The organism is Acinetobacter lwoffii (genome assembly GCF_024129355.1).
Taxonomy (GTDB): domain Bacteria; phylum Pseudomonadota; class Gammaproteobacteria; order Pseudomonadales; family Moraxellaceae; genus Acinetobacter; species Acinetobacter lwoffii_I.
In genome coordinates, this window is sequence record NZ_JAMXXP010000004.1 from 26,070 (window position 1) to 40,657 (window position 14,588).

Below are 14,588 nucleotides of genomic sequence, written 5' to 3' on the forward strand. Positions count from 1 at the left end.
CCTCGCTCTATGCGGGGATTTTTTATACAATATAATCAATTAGATAACAGACAATAAAATGCAACCAGAAGATATAGCTAAATTTAGAATAAAATATCCTAAAATAACCAAATTATTTGAAATCATTAATAATTTAGTATCTAAAAATTTAGTACGCTTTCTTTTATTGCCTATTATTTATGCTTTACCAGTATTTTTCATTAATTCTAGTTTTAGTAATAGTTCATTAGCTCATTTTATTACTGAAAATCTTGGAACTTTTGGGGTTCTCATTGTTGAAAAACAAGCTTGGATTATTATTAGTGCTTTTCTAATATATGCATTAATTACATATGGTTATTTATATATAAAGCTCATAGCTGAATATACAGAACCCCCTCCTCCAGATTTAAGTAAGCAACATGCGATTTCTATAATACAAACTTTAGAAATTATTGTTCAAACAAAATATAAAAGATTTATTGATACTCTTAAAATGAATACATCTGCTAAAGATATATTCAATACGATCACTCAGCCAAATTTACAGAAAGACATTATTATTCAAGCAATTAAAAGTCACTTAGAAATTCAATTTCCAAATACTTTAATCAAAGTTGGATTAATGCGTGTTTCAAATAAACTGTGTACTGAATGGGAAAATTATTTACCAACTCATATTGGACCAAAAACTCCAATAAATGTTTTGAACTCAAAAACAAGTTGTATTAAACGTAGTATTGAATCAAGAACATTAATAATTGTAGAAAATGCAACAGCAGAACTTAATAAGAATTCTAGTTCTAGATGTTATATAAATGGGATGACTCCACTCAATGAAAGCGGCTCACAAATATGCTTCCCTATTTTACACCCTATTACGAATGAGGTAATTTATGTATTAACTGTTTCATGCAATAAGCAAAATTCATTTAAAAATGAAGATTTTGAATTCTATCAATGGCTTTTAGGTGTTTTCACTCAAAGACTATTATTAGAAATATCCCTAGAAATTTTGAAAAATAATTTTCAACGAGAAAACAGTCATGCAGCATAAAAATGAATTAGAAAATAAATCTCAAAAATCAACAAAGCCTGAAGAAACAGCTATGCAACAATTAGAGATTCAAAATTTAAAGAAAAGAATAGAGGAACTTAATAAAATTTTAGAACAGTTCTCTAAAAATAATGCTAAATCTAAATAACTAATATAGCTATAATCTTTGAAAATAAAAATTAATTTAGCTTTGTTATCCCTTTGTAATTTCAGTTGAAAAATCAACCAATAAAATCCTATTTACGAATCACTTAAATTTTATATATGTATGATCAACCCTCTTTTTTCCTATTTCCTTAAAAGGGTTTATATGAACATGCTTAAAACAATGATCGCGACTGCAATCGTAGCGACTTCTGCATCTGCAATGGCAACTGAAGTTCAAGTTGCGCCAGCAACTGTTGTAACCAAAACAACCCAAACTGTTGCCAAAGAAACTGCTGCACCTGTACAAGCGAAAGTTAAAGCTGCTCAAGCGACCGTTGCTGCAACTCAACAAGCGGCTGAAACTAAAGCTGAAGCAGTAAAAACAGAAGCGACAACTCAAGTAGAAACAGCTCAAGCTACAGCAGAACAACACGTTGAAGCTGCGAAAACTGAAGCAATAGAAACCAAAGACGCTGCTGCTGAAAAAGCAGAAGTAAAAACCGAGAAAAAAGGCTGGTTCTCTTGGTTTAAAAAAGCGGCTTAAGCTTTTTAAAGGAACAAAAAAAAGATGTCAGCCTGACATCTTTTTTTTGTTTCGGATGATTTAATTTATTTTCAGGAATTAAAAGACTTAATCTTATTTAAACCTTTTGCGCCAACATGGTGGCAAAGTGCTGTTTAATCCGCTGGCCCTGCTCATCGACACGATACAGCTCACCGATATCTTCATTGTATTTCACAATATTCCAGCCCTCATAATACCCTCGCAACTCCCCCGGCTGAAAAGCAAATGGAAAATCGGCTTGTGCCGGAATATCTGGCGTATCTATGGCACAAACAATCAGGTTATAGCCACCTGGCACGGTCGCCTGCTGCATCTGTGCAATCAGCGGTGGAATGGTTTTCGCCTCAAGGAACATCATCACCACGGTACAGTAGATAAAGTCATATTGGCCTGCAATACTGGTATCCGTGTTGAGATCGCGGCGCTGTACCTGCACATGATCAATCTGCTCGGTCTGCACAATCTGTCTTAAAGTCTGCAAACTGTTTTCGTTAACATCCCAGGCATCGACATTAAAGCCGTTCTGACTCAAATAAAGCGCATTACGGCCTGTACCACAGCCGACGTCCAGCGCACAGCCACCTTTTAAATAGGGCATCGCTGCCAGCACTTCAGAATGGGTAGGATTCAACTGATATTTCTTGATAAAGTAATCCTCAGGCCGGCAGTAAAAACGCAGCTGGCATTCGACATCCTCACTGGCAGAAACAATTTTGTGCCAAGCCTCAGGCTCAATAAATGGCGGTTGCTGCTCTGGCGTAAACACATGCTCGGATTGCACTGCACCAGATTTTTCCAGCATGGCAAAACACAACTCACCTTTTAATACTGTCAATTTCGCCCAAGTACCGGCTTTGGTATTGTGCTGATTCTTGAAGCCCTGAGGAATACTCTGCTGGGTCCAGACTGGGAGTTCCTTATAACATATCAACTGTTGCATAAATTTTTGCCCTCCATATCATCCATGCTCCGCCTGTCATTCTTTTGGCAGCGGTAATTAATTCAGCATAGCCTGTTCAAATCGGAATTGGAATCAGCGCCTGTTTGCGCTGTGCCGATGCAACAGCAAGATCAATACCAGTTTTCTATCAAAATAAAAAAGCTGCCTCTCTTGAGACAGCTCGGTTGTATATCAATGAGGAATATGGCGACTTGATTAATGCAGCAGTTCCGACTTTAGCCAGTTGATGTATTTGTCCTGATCCATAAAATCCGGTGCGCTCCCCAGATCCAGACTGAAATACTGCTGATTGAACTGAATCACAATCTGTTCGGTATAGTGCCAGTCCTCGATCAGCGTGAAATATTGATCCAAGAACAATCGGTTCTTATCCCCATTATTCATCCTTTGTAATTTTTGATCTGTTTTATTTGCGACAAACTCACCGTACACCTGCTGAATATCAGCAAAAACCTGAATTGTTTGCATGACTCACCTGCTTGAATGTTATGTCGTGATCTGTGCGACCCTTTCAATTTAGCAAGCGAGTTTGAACAGCAGATGACAGTCCTATGGCAATCCTGTCATCTCAGTCAGGCTACAACTTGTTTTCAACCTCTTTCTGGTTAGCGCTCGCCACTCGTTCCGTCTGTTTATTCAGGTGCAGCATTTCTTTATACAGCGCATTAAACTCTTGCACGGCTTTATCGTCATAGAACATAAAGGTGTTATTTTTCTTTTGCCATTTATGCTTTTTCAATACTGCAAATAAGGCATCGGCCTTGGCCAGCGTCTGTTTTTCAATTTCAAAAATGACATGTGCATTACTATTTTGCTGACTGTCTTTCAGGGTCAGGCTCAGTTGCTGGCGATAACGGTTTTTAATATCCAGTTGCTGTGCCTTGTCGATCAGCTCGGCATCGCGCTGCTGGATTTTCTGCTGATAATTGTTCACAATTTGATGGACTTGCTTGAGCATCGCTTCAGTTTCTTTATAGCCTTGTGCCTGATCCTTGGCCAAGCGGTCGATATTCAGAAAATTCTGCCAGTTGGCGGCTTTTAAGTCGCGTAGATACTGATTGCGTTCCTCGGCACTATCGCGCAATTGCCCCAGCATAAACTCAGCCATGATGGCATAGTCACCATCCAGACGGTCATCTTCAAGTTCAATCTGAATCGGTTTAGACCAGTCCTGTGCCTGCTGCGCAATGCTCTCGGTTTTTTCTTCGAGCACGGTTTCATATTCGAGCAGCTCAGCCTGATGTTTTTGCTGAACCGAATTCTGATAAAACAGCCCAATAAAAATTGCCAGTGTCACAGCGGCTACAATCATAAAAACACGCGGCATGTATACGCTCCAGCTCTGTCAGTCAGATCTTGTTGATTTACATCCACTATGCTTATTTTTTAAACACAATTCAAGGCATTTGATTTTTCCAATAATATGTCTAACTTAGACAGAAATTGCTCCTCTCACAAAGCCATCTTCCCAGCACCCTATTTTGTCGATCTCATTGCATGGCAGATTTAATAAGCTCATTTAACAAAGTTATCTAGACCGACAGGCGCACATTATGGGGAATTAAACGGAAGGCTCAGATTCAGCCGGTTCGGATCGAATTGTTCCCGAACAATATTCACATTGGTCGCATCGCGGTTAATTCCAAAAGGTTGCAGCAATACATACACCCCATTTCTTGGGTCTGAAGACTGCAAGCCCTGTGCGATGGCCAATACATATTCACGGAACACCACAGGCAAGCTATCCAGATCAGGATCGGCAGGTGCACGCATCACATCAATATTCGCCACTACGTCACCATCCACGCTATAGGCCTGAATTTCACGTTCAATTTTCATCAGGCGCATTTGCAGGGCCTTACGCTGGCTATTCTGCTCCTGATAAGGCAACATTTTTTCAGTCACGGCGCGCAGTTCCGGTTCCGCCATGACAGTCAGAGTCGGCAAGACGACGGAATCAGCAGCAGGCGCAGCATGGCTTAATATCGGTAGGCTAAAAGCAGTACAGGCCGTAAGAAAGCCGAGTTTAATTGGTGTTAGGAGATTCATCATTTTCACCCTCGTTTGGAAAAGGGAAAGTGTCAAAGCTAAATCTTACAAATAATGCCAGTGTCTATTGTTAAGTTTGATAAACGGTCAATGATGCATAAAAAGGCAGGAAACCTAGAAAAAGAAGACGTTGAAACAACTGAAAAATAGAAAAGAATGCTAATCTGGCTTTGGTGCAGGCAAAAAAAATCCCCAAACATAGTTTGAGGATTTTTTGAATATGGTGGCGAGACCCAGGATCGAACTGGGGACACACGGATTTTCAATCCGTTGCTCTACCTACTGAGCTATCACGCCGATGCGGTGTATTAAGCCGTATCTGGCTTCATTAGTCAATCAAAATTATGAAAAAAATATTTGAGTGGCTGATTTTTGGCCTAAAAAAAATCCCTGATGGGATCAGGGATTGAAAACTTTGAAATCGTTTTAAAATATGGTGGCGAGACCCAGGATCGAACTGGGGACACACGGATTTTCAATCCGTTGCTCTACCTACTGAGCTATCACGCCGATGTCGCGTATTAAACAGTTTCAGCTGTAAATCGTCAAGAGCAGAGAGAATAATTTTCTTCAAATGTTTACTTTTCCATCAACTTGCGTCAATTTGAGTCATAAATCGAACAGTGTTTACCAAAGACCTCAGCAATAAAACAGATTTAAGCGGTTATTTACATAAAAAAGCAGCCTAACGGCCGCTTATGGTTGATCGATTTTCAGATTTTTTCCAGATTGGCCAGACAACGATGAATGGCCCCACAGCCCGGCACAAAGTTTTTCACGCCTTTTTCTTCTTCCATCCGGCAAACCTCGCTCACCAGCCTTTCTGCCACACCACGACCGCGATTGGCCGGATGTACCACGATATTTTCCAGAATGCGGCTTTCACCCTGACCGGTGCACCAGATTGCCCCAATAATTTTGCTATTAAATTCTGCGCTATAAACTGAGGTATACTGTGCAAGGTTTTGCTCTAGTTGTTCCATGGCATCTGCCCCGTCACTAAATTCAGGGCTCGTGTCATACAGTCGCTCAAGCTGGCTGCGCACTTCGTCATTTTCTAAAGAAGTATAAGCATGTACGGTGATAGGCATTGATAAACCCTCCTGAGCAATCTAATATGCGGTGACTTCGTCACGGCGAAAATATTTTCTACATCAATCATTTTGACGTATTTGAGGAACGTGTCTATGACAGATCGTATCAGTGAAGTGGTAAGAAATACCAACGAAACCAAAATTCGAGTTCGTTTGAATCTCGACGGTACTGGTCAAGGCACCTTAAACACGGGTATTCCCTTTTTAGATCATATGATTGATCAAATCAAGCGTCATGGTCTGTTTGATATTGATATTCATTGTGATGGCGACCTGGAAATTGATGACCATCATACCGTAGAAGACTGCGGTATTACGTTAGGTCAGGCTTTCGCGCAAGCACTGGGCGATAAAAAAGGCCTGAAACGCTATGGGCATTTCTATGCGCCACTCGATGAGTCTTTAAGCCGTGTCGTGGTGGATCTGTCTGGCCGTCCGGGCCTATTTATGGACATTCCATTTACCCGTGCCATGATCGGACGTTTTGATGTGGATTTATTCTCTGAATTTTTCCAAGGCTTTGTAAACCATTCCTTGATGACTGTGCATATCGATAACCTGAAAGGCAAAAACAGCCATCACCAGATCGAAAGCGTATTTAAAGCATTTGCGCGTGCGCTGCGTATGGCCTGTGAAGTGGATCCACGTGCTGCCAATACGGTAGCTTCAACCAAAGGTACACTGTAATGACCCGTATTGCCCTTCTTGATTATGGCATGGGAAATTTGCACTCTGCGGCAAAAGCATTAGAACATGTCGGTGCCACGGTAGATGTGACCAATGATCCAAAACTAATAGCACAAGCAGACAAGATTGTTTTTCCGGGCGTAGGCGCGATGCGTGACTGCATGCAAGGCATGCACGAAGCCGGAATTGATGAAGTGGTACGCAACGCCGTATTTAATAAGCCGGTATTGGCCATTTGTGTCGGCATGCAAGCTTTGATGCAACATTCTGAAGAGAATGGCGGTACCGATGCACTGGGTATTTTCGAAGGTGCGGTTAAGCATTTTCCGGAAATGGCGGGCTTAAAAGTGCCACATATGGGCTGGAACCAGGTGCATCAGGCCGATCCCGATCATCCAATGTGGAACAATATCGAACAGGACGCGCGTTTTTACTTTGTGCACAGTTACTATGTAGAACCACAAGATTCAGACTTGGTGGCAGCTACTTGTACCTATGGCATCGAGTTCTGTACTGCAATTCATAAAGAAAACCTGTTCGCGACCCAGTTCCATCCGGAAAAGAGTCATACTGCTGGTTTGCAGTTATTAAAAAACTTCGTGGACTGGAAAATCTGATTTTCCTTTCGCCTAAAAAGTTCGCAGATTGCGGGCTTTTTTATTGATTATTTTTTACACTTTTCATTTATGAAAAATCCCTTTATCATAGACTTTATTATAAAAAATCTAACGAAAACAAAGGAAAAATAATGATTAATACAATTCAGGATTCGGGGTGGAATGCATCAGGACGTTTTGGGCGACGTTCTTATATCGCATGGAATATGCTGCTTGGTTTTTGCTTTATGATCATCGGAATCATTGCTGCTTTCATTTTGCCTGGAATGAGTCCCGAGACTTTAGATGGTAAAATGTCCATGCCTTTAATGGTGATGTTGGTTTTGATCTACGGCGTTGCGATTTATTTTAGCGTGATTTTTTTAATTCGTCGTTTACATGACCGTAATCATAATGGCTGGCTTTCTTTACTGATTTTTGTGCCGGTCGTAAACCTTGTCTTTACACTTTACCTGTTATTGGCACCAGGTCACAACGAAAGTAATGACTATGGTTCTCCACGCACCACACGTGGCTGGGAAACTCTTTTGGTGGTGCTGTATCTGGTACTCGCAGTTATTTTGGCAGCCTTTGCTGTCCCTGCTTATCAGAATTATGTTGAGCGTGCTCAACAGGCGCAGATAGAACAGAGTAGCTATCATACTGATTAATCCTTGTTAAATTTTGCATAAAGCCCATTCTTCATGGGCTTTATTTTTGCCTAGAACAGCAAAAGTGATTAAGCTGAACGCATTCATTTAATGATTGAAGCTTATGCAACAGCTGCTGGATGCTTTACCAAGCAAGGAACAAATTCAGACTTTTCCTGTATTTAAAAATCTTCCAATGCAACAGATTCAGGTGATTAATTGTCTGGAACAGTGTCATGCCCTTGCACAGGAGCTAAAAAGCCATGCAGTCCTGGGTTTCGATTCTGAATCCAAGCCCACCTTTAAAGTCGGTGAAGTCTCGACTGGGCCACATCTGATTCAGCTGGCGACTTTGAACAAAGCCTATTTATTTCAAATGAACCCAGCCATCTGGACATTTCTCGCGCCGATTTTTAGCAGTCGCGACCAGATCAAGGTCGGTTTTGGCCTGAAAAATGATGCGCACCTGTTCCGTAAAAAAGGCATTGAACTCAACAGCGTGGTCGAACTGTCCAAATGTTTTAAAGCTGTTGGCTTCAATAATCCGGTCGGATTAAAAAATGCCATGGCTTTGCTATTTCAAGTAAATTTTCCTAAATCCAAACGGATTAGTACCTCGAACTGGGCCAGCAAGAAGCTCAGCCCGGCACAGATTGATTATGCAGCCGCAGATGCCTACGCGCCCGTGCTGGTATTTGAAGAATTACTACGTCGGGATTTATTACCCAAAGAGATTCCAAATACGTCACTGAAATTGAGAATCCGCCCTTCATCGACGGCTTAAGTGCTTCGTCATAGCGACTTGATTTACGTATAAAAAGCTGTGATGAGTGCGGTCGATGAGAGAGCTGTGACTTTAGCAGATCTTATAGCTTCGATTATCGACCAGCTCAGTACACGATCCGTTATGGAAAATCTGATCTCCATTCACTCACAGAATTATTAAAACCATTAAAATAAATTACCTCACTGCTACCTGGCTGCGCACAGGTTTTCTTTATTCATACCGTTTAAGAGTTAGAAATTTCGACTTTATTTGCTAAGATGAATACACTCAAATTCATTCTAAAGATTAAGCAAGGAGCGAAAGCATGCTGATCATCCCTGCAATTGACCTGAAAGATGGCAAATGTGTCCGTTTAAAACAAGGTCGTATGGAAGACGATACCGTATTTTCAGACGATCCGGTCGCAACAGCACAGCATTGGGTAAATGAAGGCGCTCGCCGCTTACATTTAGTAGATTTAAACGGTGCTTTCGCAGGTACACCAATCCATAAGCCAGTGGTTGAAGCCATTGTCCGATCTCAACCTGATTTGCCGATCCAGATTGGTGGTGGTATCCGTTCTCTGGAAACCATCGAGCATTATCTGCAAGCCGGTGTTTCTTTTGTGATTATTGGCACCAAAGCAGTTCAGGATCCTGAATTTGTTGAAGAAGCATGTCAAAAATTTGCTGGCCACATTATTGTGGGTATTGATGCCATGAATGGTATGGTGGCAACAGATGGCTGGGCCAATGTGACTGATGTCAAGGCTACTGACCTGGCGAAACGTTTTGCCGATGCGGGCGTGTCGAGCATTGTCTATACGGATATCGCGCGTGATGGCATGATGCAGGGTGTGAATATTGAGCAAACCGTGAATCTGGCACAATACTCAGGTTTGCCTGTGATTGCTTCAGGCGGCGTGACCAATCTGGATGATGTACGTAACCTGAAAGATCAACCGGGTATTTTAGGTGCAATTACCGGCCGTGCGATTTACGAAGGTACATTAAGCTTGCGTGAAGCACAGTTATTGCTAGATGAGCAACAGGCGCTATAATTAAGTCTGCTGTAAAAGAGGTCTTCGGACCTCTTTTTTATTTTTTTAATTTTCTGATCTCCTGGCATGTCTACACTTATTTCCAAAAATCACTCCGGCTGGATGGTAAAAGCACCGCAACTCGCCCTGATCCTGATCACCATTATCTGGGGCGGCAGTTTTATTACTGTGCAATACGGGCTAAATTTTAGCAGTCCGATTATGTTTGTCGGCCTGCGCTTTGCTGCGGCAGCGCTTGCTGTCACCCTAATTTCACTGAAGTCGCTAAAAGGCATGAACCTGAAAGAAGTGTTCGCTGGCGCGGTGATTGGCATCATGATCGCCATTGGCTACGGCACCCAAACTGTGGGTTTGCAGACCATCAGCAGCAGTGAGTCGGCTTTTTTAACGGCCTTGTATGTTCCGCTGGTTCCGATCCTGCTCTGGCTCATGTTCCGTAAAAAACCGCATGTCATGACCTGGATCGGAGCGCTGTTTGCCTTTATCGGTCTGGTGTTTTTGACAGGAAATGGTTTTGCTGCGATTCAGCTCAGTTTCGGGCAAACCCTGACTTTGCTCGGTTCGATTGCGATTGCACTGGAGATTATTTTTATCAGCCATTTTGCCGAGCAGGTGAATGTCCGCCGGGTCACGGTGCTGCAACTGATTTTTGCATCCCTGTTCTGCTTCATGATCGCACCTGTTTTAGGTGAATCTCAGTTACCTGGATTTCACTGGCATCTGGCAGGAATTTTAGTCGGTTTAGGCATTGCCAGTGCCTTGATCCAACTGGTGATGAACTGGGCGCAGCGCATGGTCGATCCATCACAGGCAGCAATTATCTATGCCGGCGAACCGGTATGGGCAGCCCTGTTTGGCCGTCTGGCCGGAGAACGGCTACCTGCACTCGCGCTAGTCGGTGGATTGATGGTGGTGCTTGGCGTGATTGCCAGTGAATGGAAACCAAAGTTTTTAAGAAAAGAACCCACAGAAGAATTAAAGCAAGATCTTTCTTAATTCCGCTAAATCCCCCTTAAAAAAGGGGGATTTTTTTCTCTAAGGAAATACGGCTAAAATTATTTGCTATACATCGGTCTATTGTCATTTAAGCGCATGATGCCGCGAATCGCCCGATACACAATCCAGATCCAGGCCAAAACCACCACCACTAAACAGAACGCCGATGCGCCAAATGCGACCCCTGCAAACAGGTTAGGATCTTCGCCGGTAAAGAACAAAAAGAAAAATGGAATAAAGGCGACGATATTCCAGAACAGATACCACCAGAAACTGCGGATCTGCCAGGTAAAATGGCTTTCAAAGATGGAACCGCGCACATCGCGCCGTTTCACATAGTTAATGATTAGCGCCACGAGAGCCAGCAGGCCAGCACTAAAAATGGCCACAATATATAAAATGTACAGTGCAAAAGTCAGTGTACGGTTTGAGTCTTTATCAATGGAATAGTTCACGTCCCCTCCTGGTACTTCCCCTAGATATTTAAACTATTCAACGGGGAAATCAGCCATATAATCAAAATGATGTTAAAGGCTATGGTACAAAAATATATCTGCCGGAAAGGTTGTTTTTGTGTTTTATGCCGTAATTTCTGCTGTGCCAGCCAGGCTGCCGGCCAGCCGCCTAAGAAAGCCACCACATGCAGAGTGTTTTCCGGAATACGGCGATTACCCAGCTGTGCCGCTTCTTTGTCTTGGGCATAAAGCCAGTAGCTGAGCGCATTCATCAGGCTGACCAGCAACAACACCAGTCCACTCAGTAAACTACCCAAGGTCAAAGCCACCAGAAAAAGAATATAGAGCACACAGGCAATCTGCATCGGCTGTAATTTCTGTGTCTGCTGTGGCTTGGACGGTTTGAATTTTGCTTGCAGGCTTTTGGCTTGTACTGCTTTCAAGTACATCACCTGCTGCGCACGATAACGGCCGCGTTCATCCAGAATCACCAGATAATCCAGCGCACAGCCCACGATTGGACGTGGGCCAGGCTTGGCAAAGTCCTTGATATGCAGAAATACGCGATCTTTGGCCGGATCACTAGGCTGGATAAAACCATAGCCTTGGTCATCAAACCATTCCACTAAGCGTCCCTGATCGCGCATATCCCCTATCCTTTTTAATCTGTTTGTTTAAGCGGTGACGAATTTTAAGCGTTCAATCAGCATATTACGCATTTCGTCCGGATTTTTTTGCAAAATATCTTCGCCGGTCCGGCCTAATGCTGCATTACGCTGAGCCACCTGCAGGCGCATCATCCAGAAGCGTCCTGCCGCCATAGCCAGATACAACTCCAGACAGGCGCGTTCATCACTGGTTAAAGGACGAATTGTTTCATAGGCATTTAAAAAGCTAATCGCTTTTTCTTCGTTTAAGATCACGTCAGGATATTCGGTACAGAAGTCATTTAACGTAATGGCGATATCAAACAGCCATTCATCTTTATTCAGCTCATAAAAATCCAGAATGCCATTCAGCTGATCGCCTTCAAATAAGGTATTGTCACGGAACAGATCCGAATGAATAAAACCGCGTGGACGATCCGGATATACCGCTGTCAACGCCTCATATAAACCTAATAATTTGCCGAGCAAGACTTTATCTGCCGGACTTAAACTCGGTTTGATCTCTTGAGATACTGCCAGCCAATAGGCATGATCACGCACAAAATTACGTTCTAATTTAAAGTCTTTCAGTGCCACATGCATTTTCGCCTGAGCCACTGCAATCGCTTCAACTTGTGCGACGGTAGATGGCATCGGATGTTCACCCATCAGGCGCGGTGCAATCTGTGCCGGTTTATCTGTAATGCTGTGAATCGCTTTGCCTGAATGCGACAAAGGCACAGGAACGGCCAATCCGGCCTGACCCAGATGTTCCAGCACAGGAACCAGTTCACCTGCTGCCTGCTCATCCATATCTTCAAACACCGTCAGCACATATTGCTGATCTTCGCAGACTAAAAAGTAGTTGGTATTTTGAATACCGCCTTGAATGGGAATCAGATCAATCGCCTTTAAACCATAAGGTGCTGCAAAATCCTGAACTTCCTTTAAAGTCAAAGTGGTATAAACCGACATAGAAAACCTGCGAAAAAACTTACATAATTTTGCTAGAATACCGTTTCCATCTGCCAAGGTGTAGCGCTTGCGTGGGTGAGTTTCATAATCGGCTGTAATAATTGGAAAAATTTATGCTAGCTAAACGTATTATTCCTTGTCTGGACGTGGATAACGGCCGCGTGGTCAAGGGTGTTCAGTTCCTTGATATTCGTGATGCGGGTGACCCGGTCGAAGTGGCACGCCGTTATAATGAACAAGGTGCCGATGAAATTACTTTCCTTGATATTACCGCTACACATCATGGACGCGACACGACTTACCGCACAGTAGAACGCATGGCTGAATCGGTTTTTGTACCTCTGACTGTCGGTGGCGGTGTACGTAAAGTCGAAGATATCCGTCTATTACTCAATGCCGGTGCAGACAAAGTCAGCATCAACTCAGCTGCGATTTATAATCCCGAGTTTGTGCAGGAAGCGTCTCAACGCTTTGGCGCACAGTGTATCGTTGTTGCAATTGATGCCAAAAAAACTGGCGACCACAAATGGGAAATTTTCACCCACGGTGGCCGTAAAGAAACCGGGATTGATGCGCTTGAATGGGCCGTGAAAATGGCTGACTTCGGCGCAGGTGAATTACTGATTACTTCGATGGATGCCGATGGCACCAAAGCCGGTTACGACATTGCCCTGATGCGCGCCATCAATGACCGCGTCACGGTACCGACCATTGCTTCTGGCGGTGTGGGTAATTTACAGCATTTGGCGGACGGCATTATTCATGGGGGTGCCGATGCGGTACTGGCAGCTTCAATTTTCCATTTTGGCCAGCACACCATTCCGGAAGCCAAAGCCTATATGGCAGCCCAAGGCATTGAAATGCGCCTTTAAGCCGTTTTAGATGATGATTTGATTAAAGAGTGTTTTTAATAAACACTCTTTTTTTATGCCTTAAATAAAACAACACAGCAAATACGGGACAAAAAAAAGGAGTCTTTCGACTCCCTATGAAACCAAGATAAGACTACAGCACTTGGTATTCAAAATAACTCATTACACCCAGAAACATTATCAGTATGAGGCTTTGCTCACCGACAGGAGCAAATATAAGTGAAATCCACAGGACAATATTGACAATACAATCGTATTTTATTGACAAATCACGACAAAGCCCTGTTTTACTTCATAACCTGTGTATTTAACTGCTTCATTACGTATTTTTTGCAGTATTTTTCGTCATTTTAGTGGAAGCATCGGCCGATTTAACCAGAAAATATTGCTCTGCCCAGCGGTTCAATTTTTTCGAGATCGGTGCAGGCAAGCTCAAACCTAAAGGATTCTGTTCCTGCAAATCTGCCGAGGAAATCACCCGGGTACCGAGCAGATAATCAAACCAGGGCTTGGTGACGCACCAGTTGGCATCCTGATTACTATTCATATGATGATCATAATGCCAGGGTAATTTCTTTTTGGCCCATTCCGGTTCCAGATGAGCCCGGCGATGTAAATAATAATAGTTGCCTGCACTATACAGGGCGGCCAGTGACATGCCTTTGGAGAAGGGATAAAAACTGAGTCCAAAGACGGTCGCAACGACTGCCAGTGAGGCAATTTCATTGCGGGTACGCCAGTTGTCCAATCCTTCTACATAGCCGAAATCGGAAAATTCCGTTTTTCGCACAATCCGGTGATGCTCCCAATGTGAGCGCATACTCTCGGGTACCGGACTATAACGGCTCTGTCCCGGCTGGTGAACACCATGCAATACATATTTATGTGCAAACCATTCAAATCCATTTGCGACGACAAGTCCTGCCAGAAAACCTTTCCACATAATCTTTTACCTCTTGGTCTATTTTTAATATAGGCTAAATAAAAGACTAGATATTGACCAAAATATTCAATATGATTGACAAAATACGA

The 14,588-nt window shown here is 43.0% G+C and carries 19 protein-coding genes and 2 tRNA genes; 10 read left to right on the forward strand and 11 right to left on the reverse strand.

Annotation, left to right across the window (positions count from 1 at the left end; all coding sequences use genetic code 11):
* Window positions 1–58 precede the first annotated feature (58 nt).
* The 3 genes from NI468_RS03800 (at window position 59) to NI468_RS03810 (ending at window position 1,727) form a co-directional block, all read left to right on the forward strand.
* Window positions 59–1,036 carry a hypothetical protein gene (locus NI468_RS03800; protein WP_253100027.1) on the forward strand — a complete coding sequence of 326 codons (978 nt, stop codon included), beginning with the start codon at window positions 59–61 and terminating at the stop codon, window positions 1,034–1,036.
* Entirely contained in the window at window positions 1,026–1,184 is a 159-nt protein-coding gene (locus NI468_RS03805) for a hypothetical protein (protein WP_253100029.1), read from the forward strand. Before NI468_RS03800 ends, NI468_RS03805 begins: the two co-directional genes overlap by 11 nt.
* A 162-nt stretch (window positions 1,185–1,346) precedes the next feature.
* Entirely contained in the window at window positions 1,347–1,727 is a 381-nt protein-coding gene (locus NI468_RS03810; RefSeq protein WP_253100032.1) for a hypothetical protein, read from the forward strand.
* Between the two features lie 97 nt (window positions 1,728–1,824).
* On the opposite strand, the gene tehB is transcribed toward NI468_RS03810, so the two are convergent.
* The 7 genes from tehB to NI468_RS03845 form a co-directional block, all read right to left on the reverse strand.
* On the reverse strand, window positions 1,825–2,688 hold the full coding sequence (gene tehB, locus NI468_RS03815) for an SAM-dependent methyltransferase TehB (RefSeq protein ID WP_253100035.1): 864 nt from the start codon (window positions 2,686–2,688) through the stop codon (window positions 1,825–1,827).
* 216 nt (window positions 2,689–2,904) lie between these two features.
* On the reverse strand, window positions 2,905–3,177 hold the full coding sequence (locus tag NI468_RS03820; protein WP_253100038.1) for a hypothetical protein: 273 nt from the start codon (window positions 3,175–3,177) through the stop codon (window positions 2,905–2,907).
* A 109-nt stretch (window positions 3,178–3,286) separates the two neighbouring features.
* Window positions 3,287–4,036, reverse strand: coding sequence for a hypothetical protein (locus tag NI468_RS03825; protein ID WP_114540971.1), 750 nt, complete (start codon window positions 4,034–4,036; stop codon window positions 3,287–3,289).
* 224 nt (window positions 4,037–4,260) lie between these two features.
* Window positions 4,261–4,758 carry a hypothetical protein gene (locus NI468_RS03830; protein WP_180181451.1) on the reverse strand — a complete coding sequence of 166 codons (498 nt, stop codon included), beginning with the start codon at window positions 4,756–4,758 and terminating at the stop codon, window positions 4,261–4,263.
* 221 nt (window positions 4,759–4,979) lie between these two features.
* Window positions 4,980–5,055, reverse strand: a tRNA-Phe gene (locus NI468_RS03835).
* Between the two features lie 137 nt (window positions 5,056–5,192).
* Window positions 5,193–5,268, reverse strand: a tRNA-Phe gene (locus NI468_RS03840).
* A 203-nt stretch (window positions 5,269–5,471) separates the two neighbouring features.
* Entirely contained in the window at window positions 5,472–5,849 is a 378-nt protein-coding gene (locus tag NI468_RS03845) for a GNAT family N-acetyltransferase (RefSeq protein WP_004278652.1), read from the reverse strand.
* A gap of 96 nt (window positions 5,850–5,945) precedes the next feature.
* Between NI468_RS03845 and hisB the strand changes: the two genes are divergently transcribed.
* The 6 genes from hisB to NI468_RS03875 all read left to right on the forward strand — a co-directional run bounded on the left by hisB (window position 5,946) and on the right by NI468_RS03875 (window position 10,607).
* Window positions 5,946–6,539 (forward strand): imidazoleglycerol-phosphate dehydratase HisB, encoded by a 594-nt coding sequence (gene hisB, locus NI468_RS03850; protein ID WP_004729244.1) that lies wholly within the window; start codon window positions 5,946–5,948, stop codon window positions 6,537–6,539.
* Window positions 6,539–7,156 carry an imidazole glycerol phosphate synthase subunit HisH gene (gene hisH, locus NI468_RS03855; RefSeq protein ID WP_005250416.1) on the forward strand — a complete coding sequence of 206 codons (618 nt, stop codon included), beginning with the start codon at window positions 6,539–6,541 and terminating at the stop codon, window positions 7,154–7,156. The genes hisB and hisH overlap by 1 nt, the downstream gene beginning before the upstream one ends.
* Before the next feature lie 131 nt (window positions 7,157–7,287).
* Window positions 7,288–7,806 carry a DUF805 domain-containing protein gene (locus tag NI468_RS03860; RefSeq protein WP_253100041.1) on the forward strand — a complete coding sequence of 173 codons (519 nt, stop codon included), beginning with the start codon at window positions 7,288–7,290 and terminating at the stop codon, window positions 7,804–7,806.
* 103 nt (window positions 7,807–7,909) lie between these two features.
* Window positions 7,910–8,569, forward strand: a complete 660-nt coding sequence (locus NI468_RS03865) for a 3'-5' exonuclease (protein ID WP_253100044.1) — start codon at window positions 7,910–7,912, stop codon at window positions 8,567–8,569.
* A gap of 307 nt (window positions 8,570–8,876) precedes the next feature.
* On the forward strand, window positions 8,877–9,611 hold the full coding sequence (hisA, locus tag NI468_RS03870; RefSeq protein WP_005095189.1) for a 1-(5-phosphoribosyl)-5-[(5-phosphoribosylamino)methylideneamino]imidazole-4-carboxamide isomerase: 735 nt from the start codon (window positions 8,877–8,879) through the stop codon (window positions 9,609–9,611).
* 66 nt (window positions 9,612–9,677) lie between these two features.
* Window positions 9,678–10,607: a DMT family transporter gene (locus tag NI468_RS03875; RefSeq protein ID WP_086044212.1), complete on the forward strand. Its 930-nt coding sequence runs from the start codon at window positions 9,678–9,680 to the stop codon at window positions 10,605–10,607.
* A gap of 59 nt (window positions 10,608–10,666) precedes the next feature.
* Here NI468_RS03875 and NI468_RS03880 read toward each other — a convergent pair whose 3' ends face one another.
* Genes NI468_RS03880 through NI468_RS03890 form a run of 3 tightly spaced genes read right to left on the reverse strand, consistent with a single transcriptional unit; the run spans window position 10,667 to window position 12,684 of the window.
* The gene (locus NI468_RS03880; protein ID WP_044111390.1) at window positions 10,667–11,062 is read right to left on the reverse strand and encodes a DUF4870 family protein; all 396 of its coding nucleotides are present in this window, start codon (window positions 11,060–11,062) and stop codon (window positions 10,667–10,669) included.
* Window positions 11,063–11,082: 20 nt separating this feature from the next.
* Window positions 11,083–11,709: a DUF1294 domain-containing protein gene (locus NI468_RS03885; RefSeq protein WP_180180837.1), complete on the reverse strand. Its 627-nt coding sequence runs from the start codon at window positions 11,707–11,709 to the stop codon at window positions 11,083–11,085.
* Window positions 11,710–11,736: 27 nt separating this feature from the next.
* Window positions 11,737–12,684, reverse strand: a complete 948-nt coding sequence (locus tag NI468_RS03890; RefSeq protein WP_253100047.1) for a homoserine kinase — start codon at window positions 12,682–12,684, stop codon at window positions 11,737–11,739.
* A 113-nt stretch (window positions 12,685–12,797) separates the two neighbouring features.
* Here NI468_RS03890 and hisF point away from each other — a divergent pair, with 113 nt between their 5' ends.
* The gene (hisF, locus tag NI468_RS03895; protein ID WP_224217020.1) at window positions 12,798–13,556 is read left to right on the forward strand and encodes an imidazole glycerol phosphate synthase subunit HisF; all 759 of its coding nucleotides are present in this window, start codon (window positions 12,798–12,800) and stop codon (window positions 13,554–13,556) included.
* A gap of 319 nt (window positions 13,557–13,875) precedes the next feature.
* On the opposite strand, the gene NI468_RS03900 is transcribed toward hisF, so the two are convergent.
* Window positions 13,876–14,499, reverse strand: coding sequence for a sterol desaturase family protein (locus tag NI468_RS03900; RefSeq protein WP_253100050.1), 624 nt, complete (start codon window positions 14,497–14,499; stop codon window positions 13,876–13,878).
* Window positions 14,500–14,588: the final 89 nt, after the last annotated feature.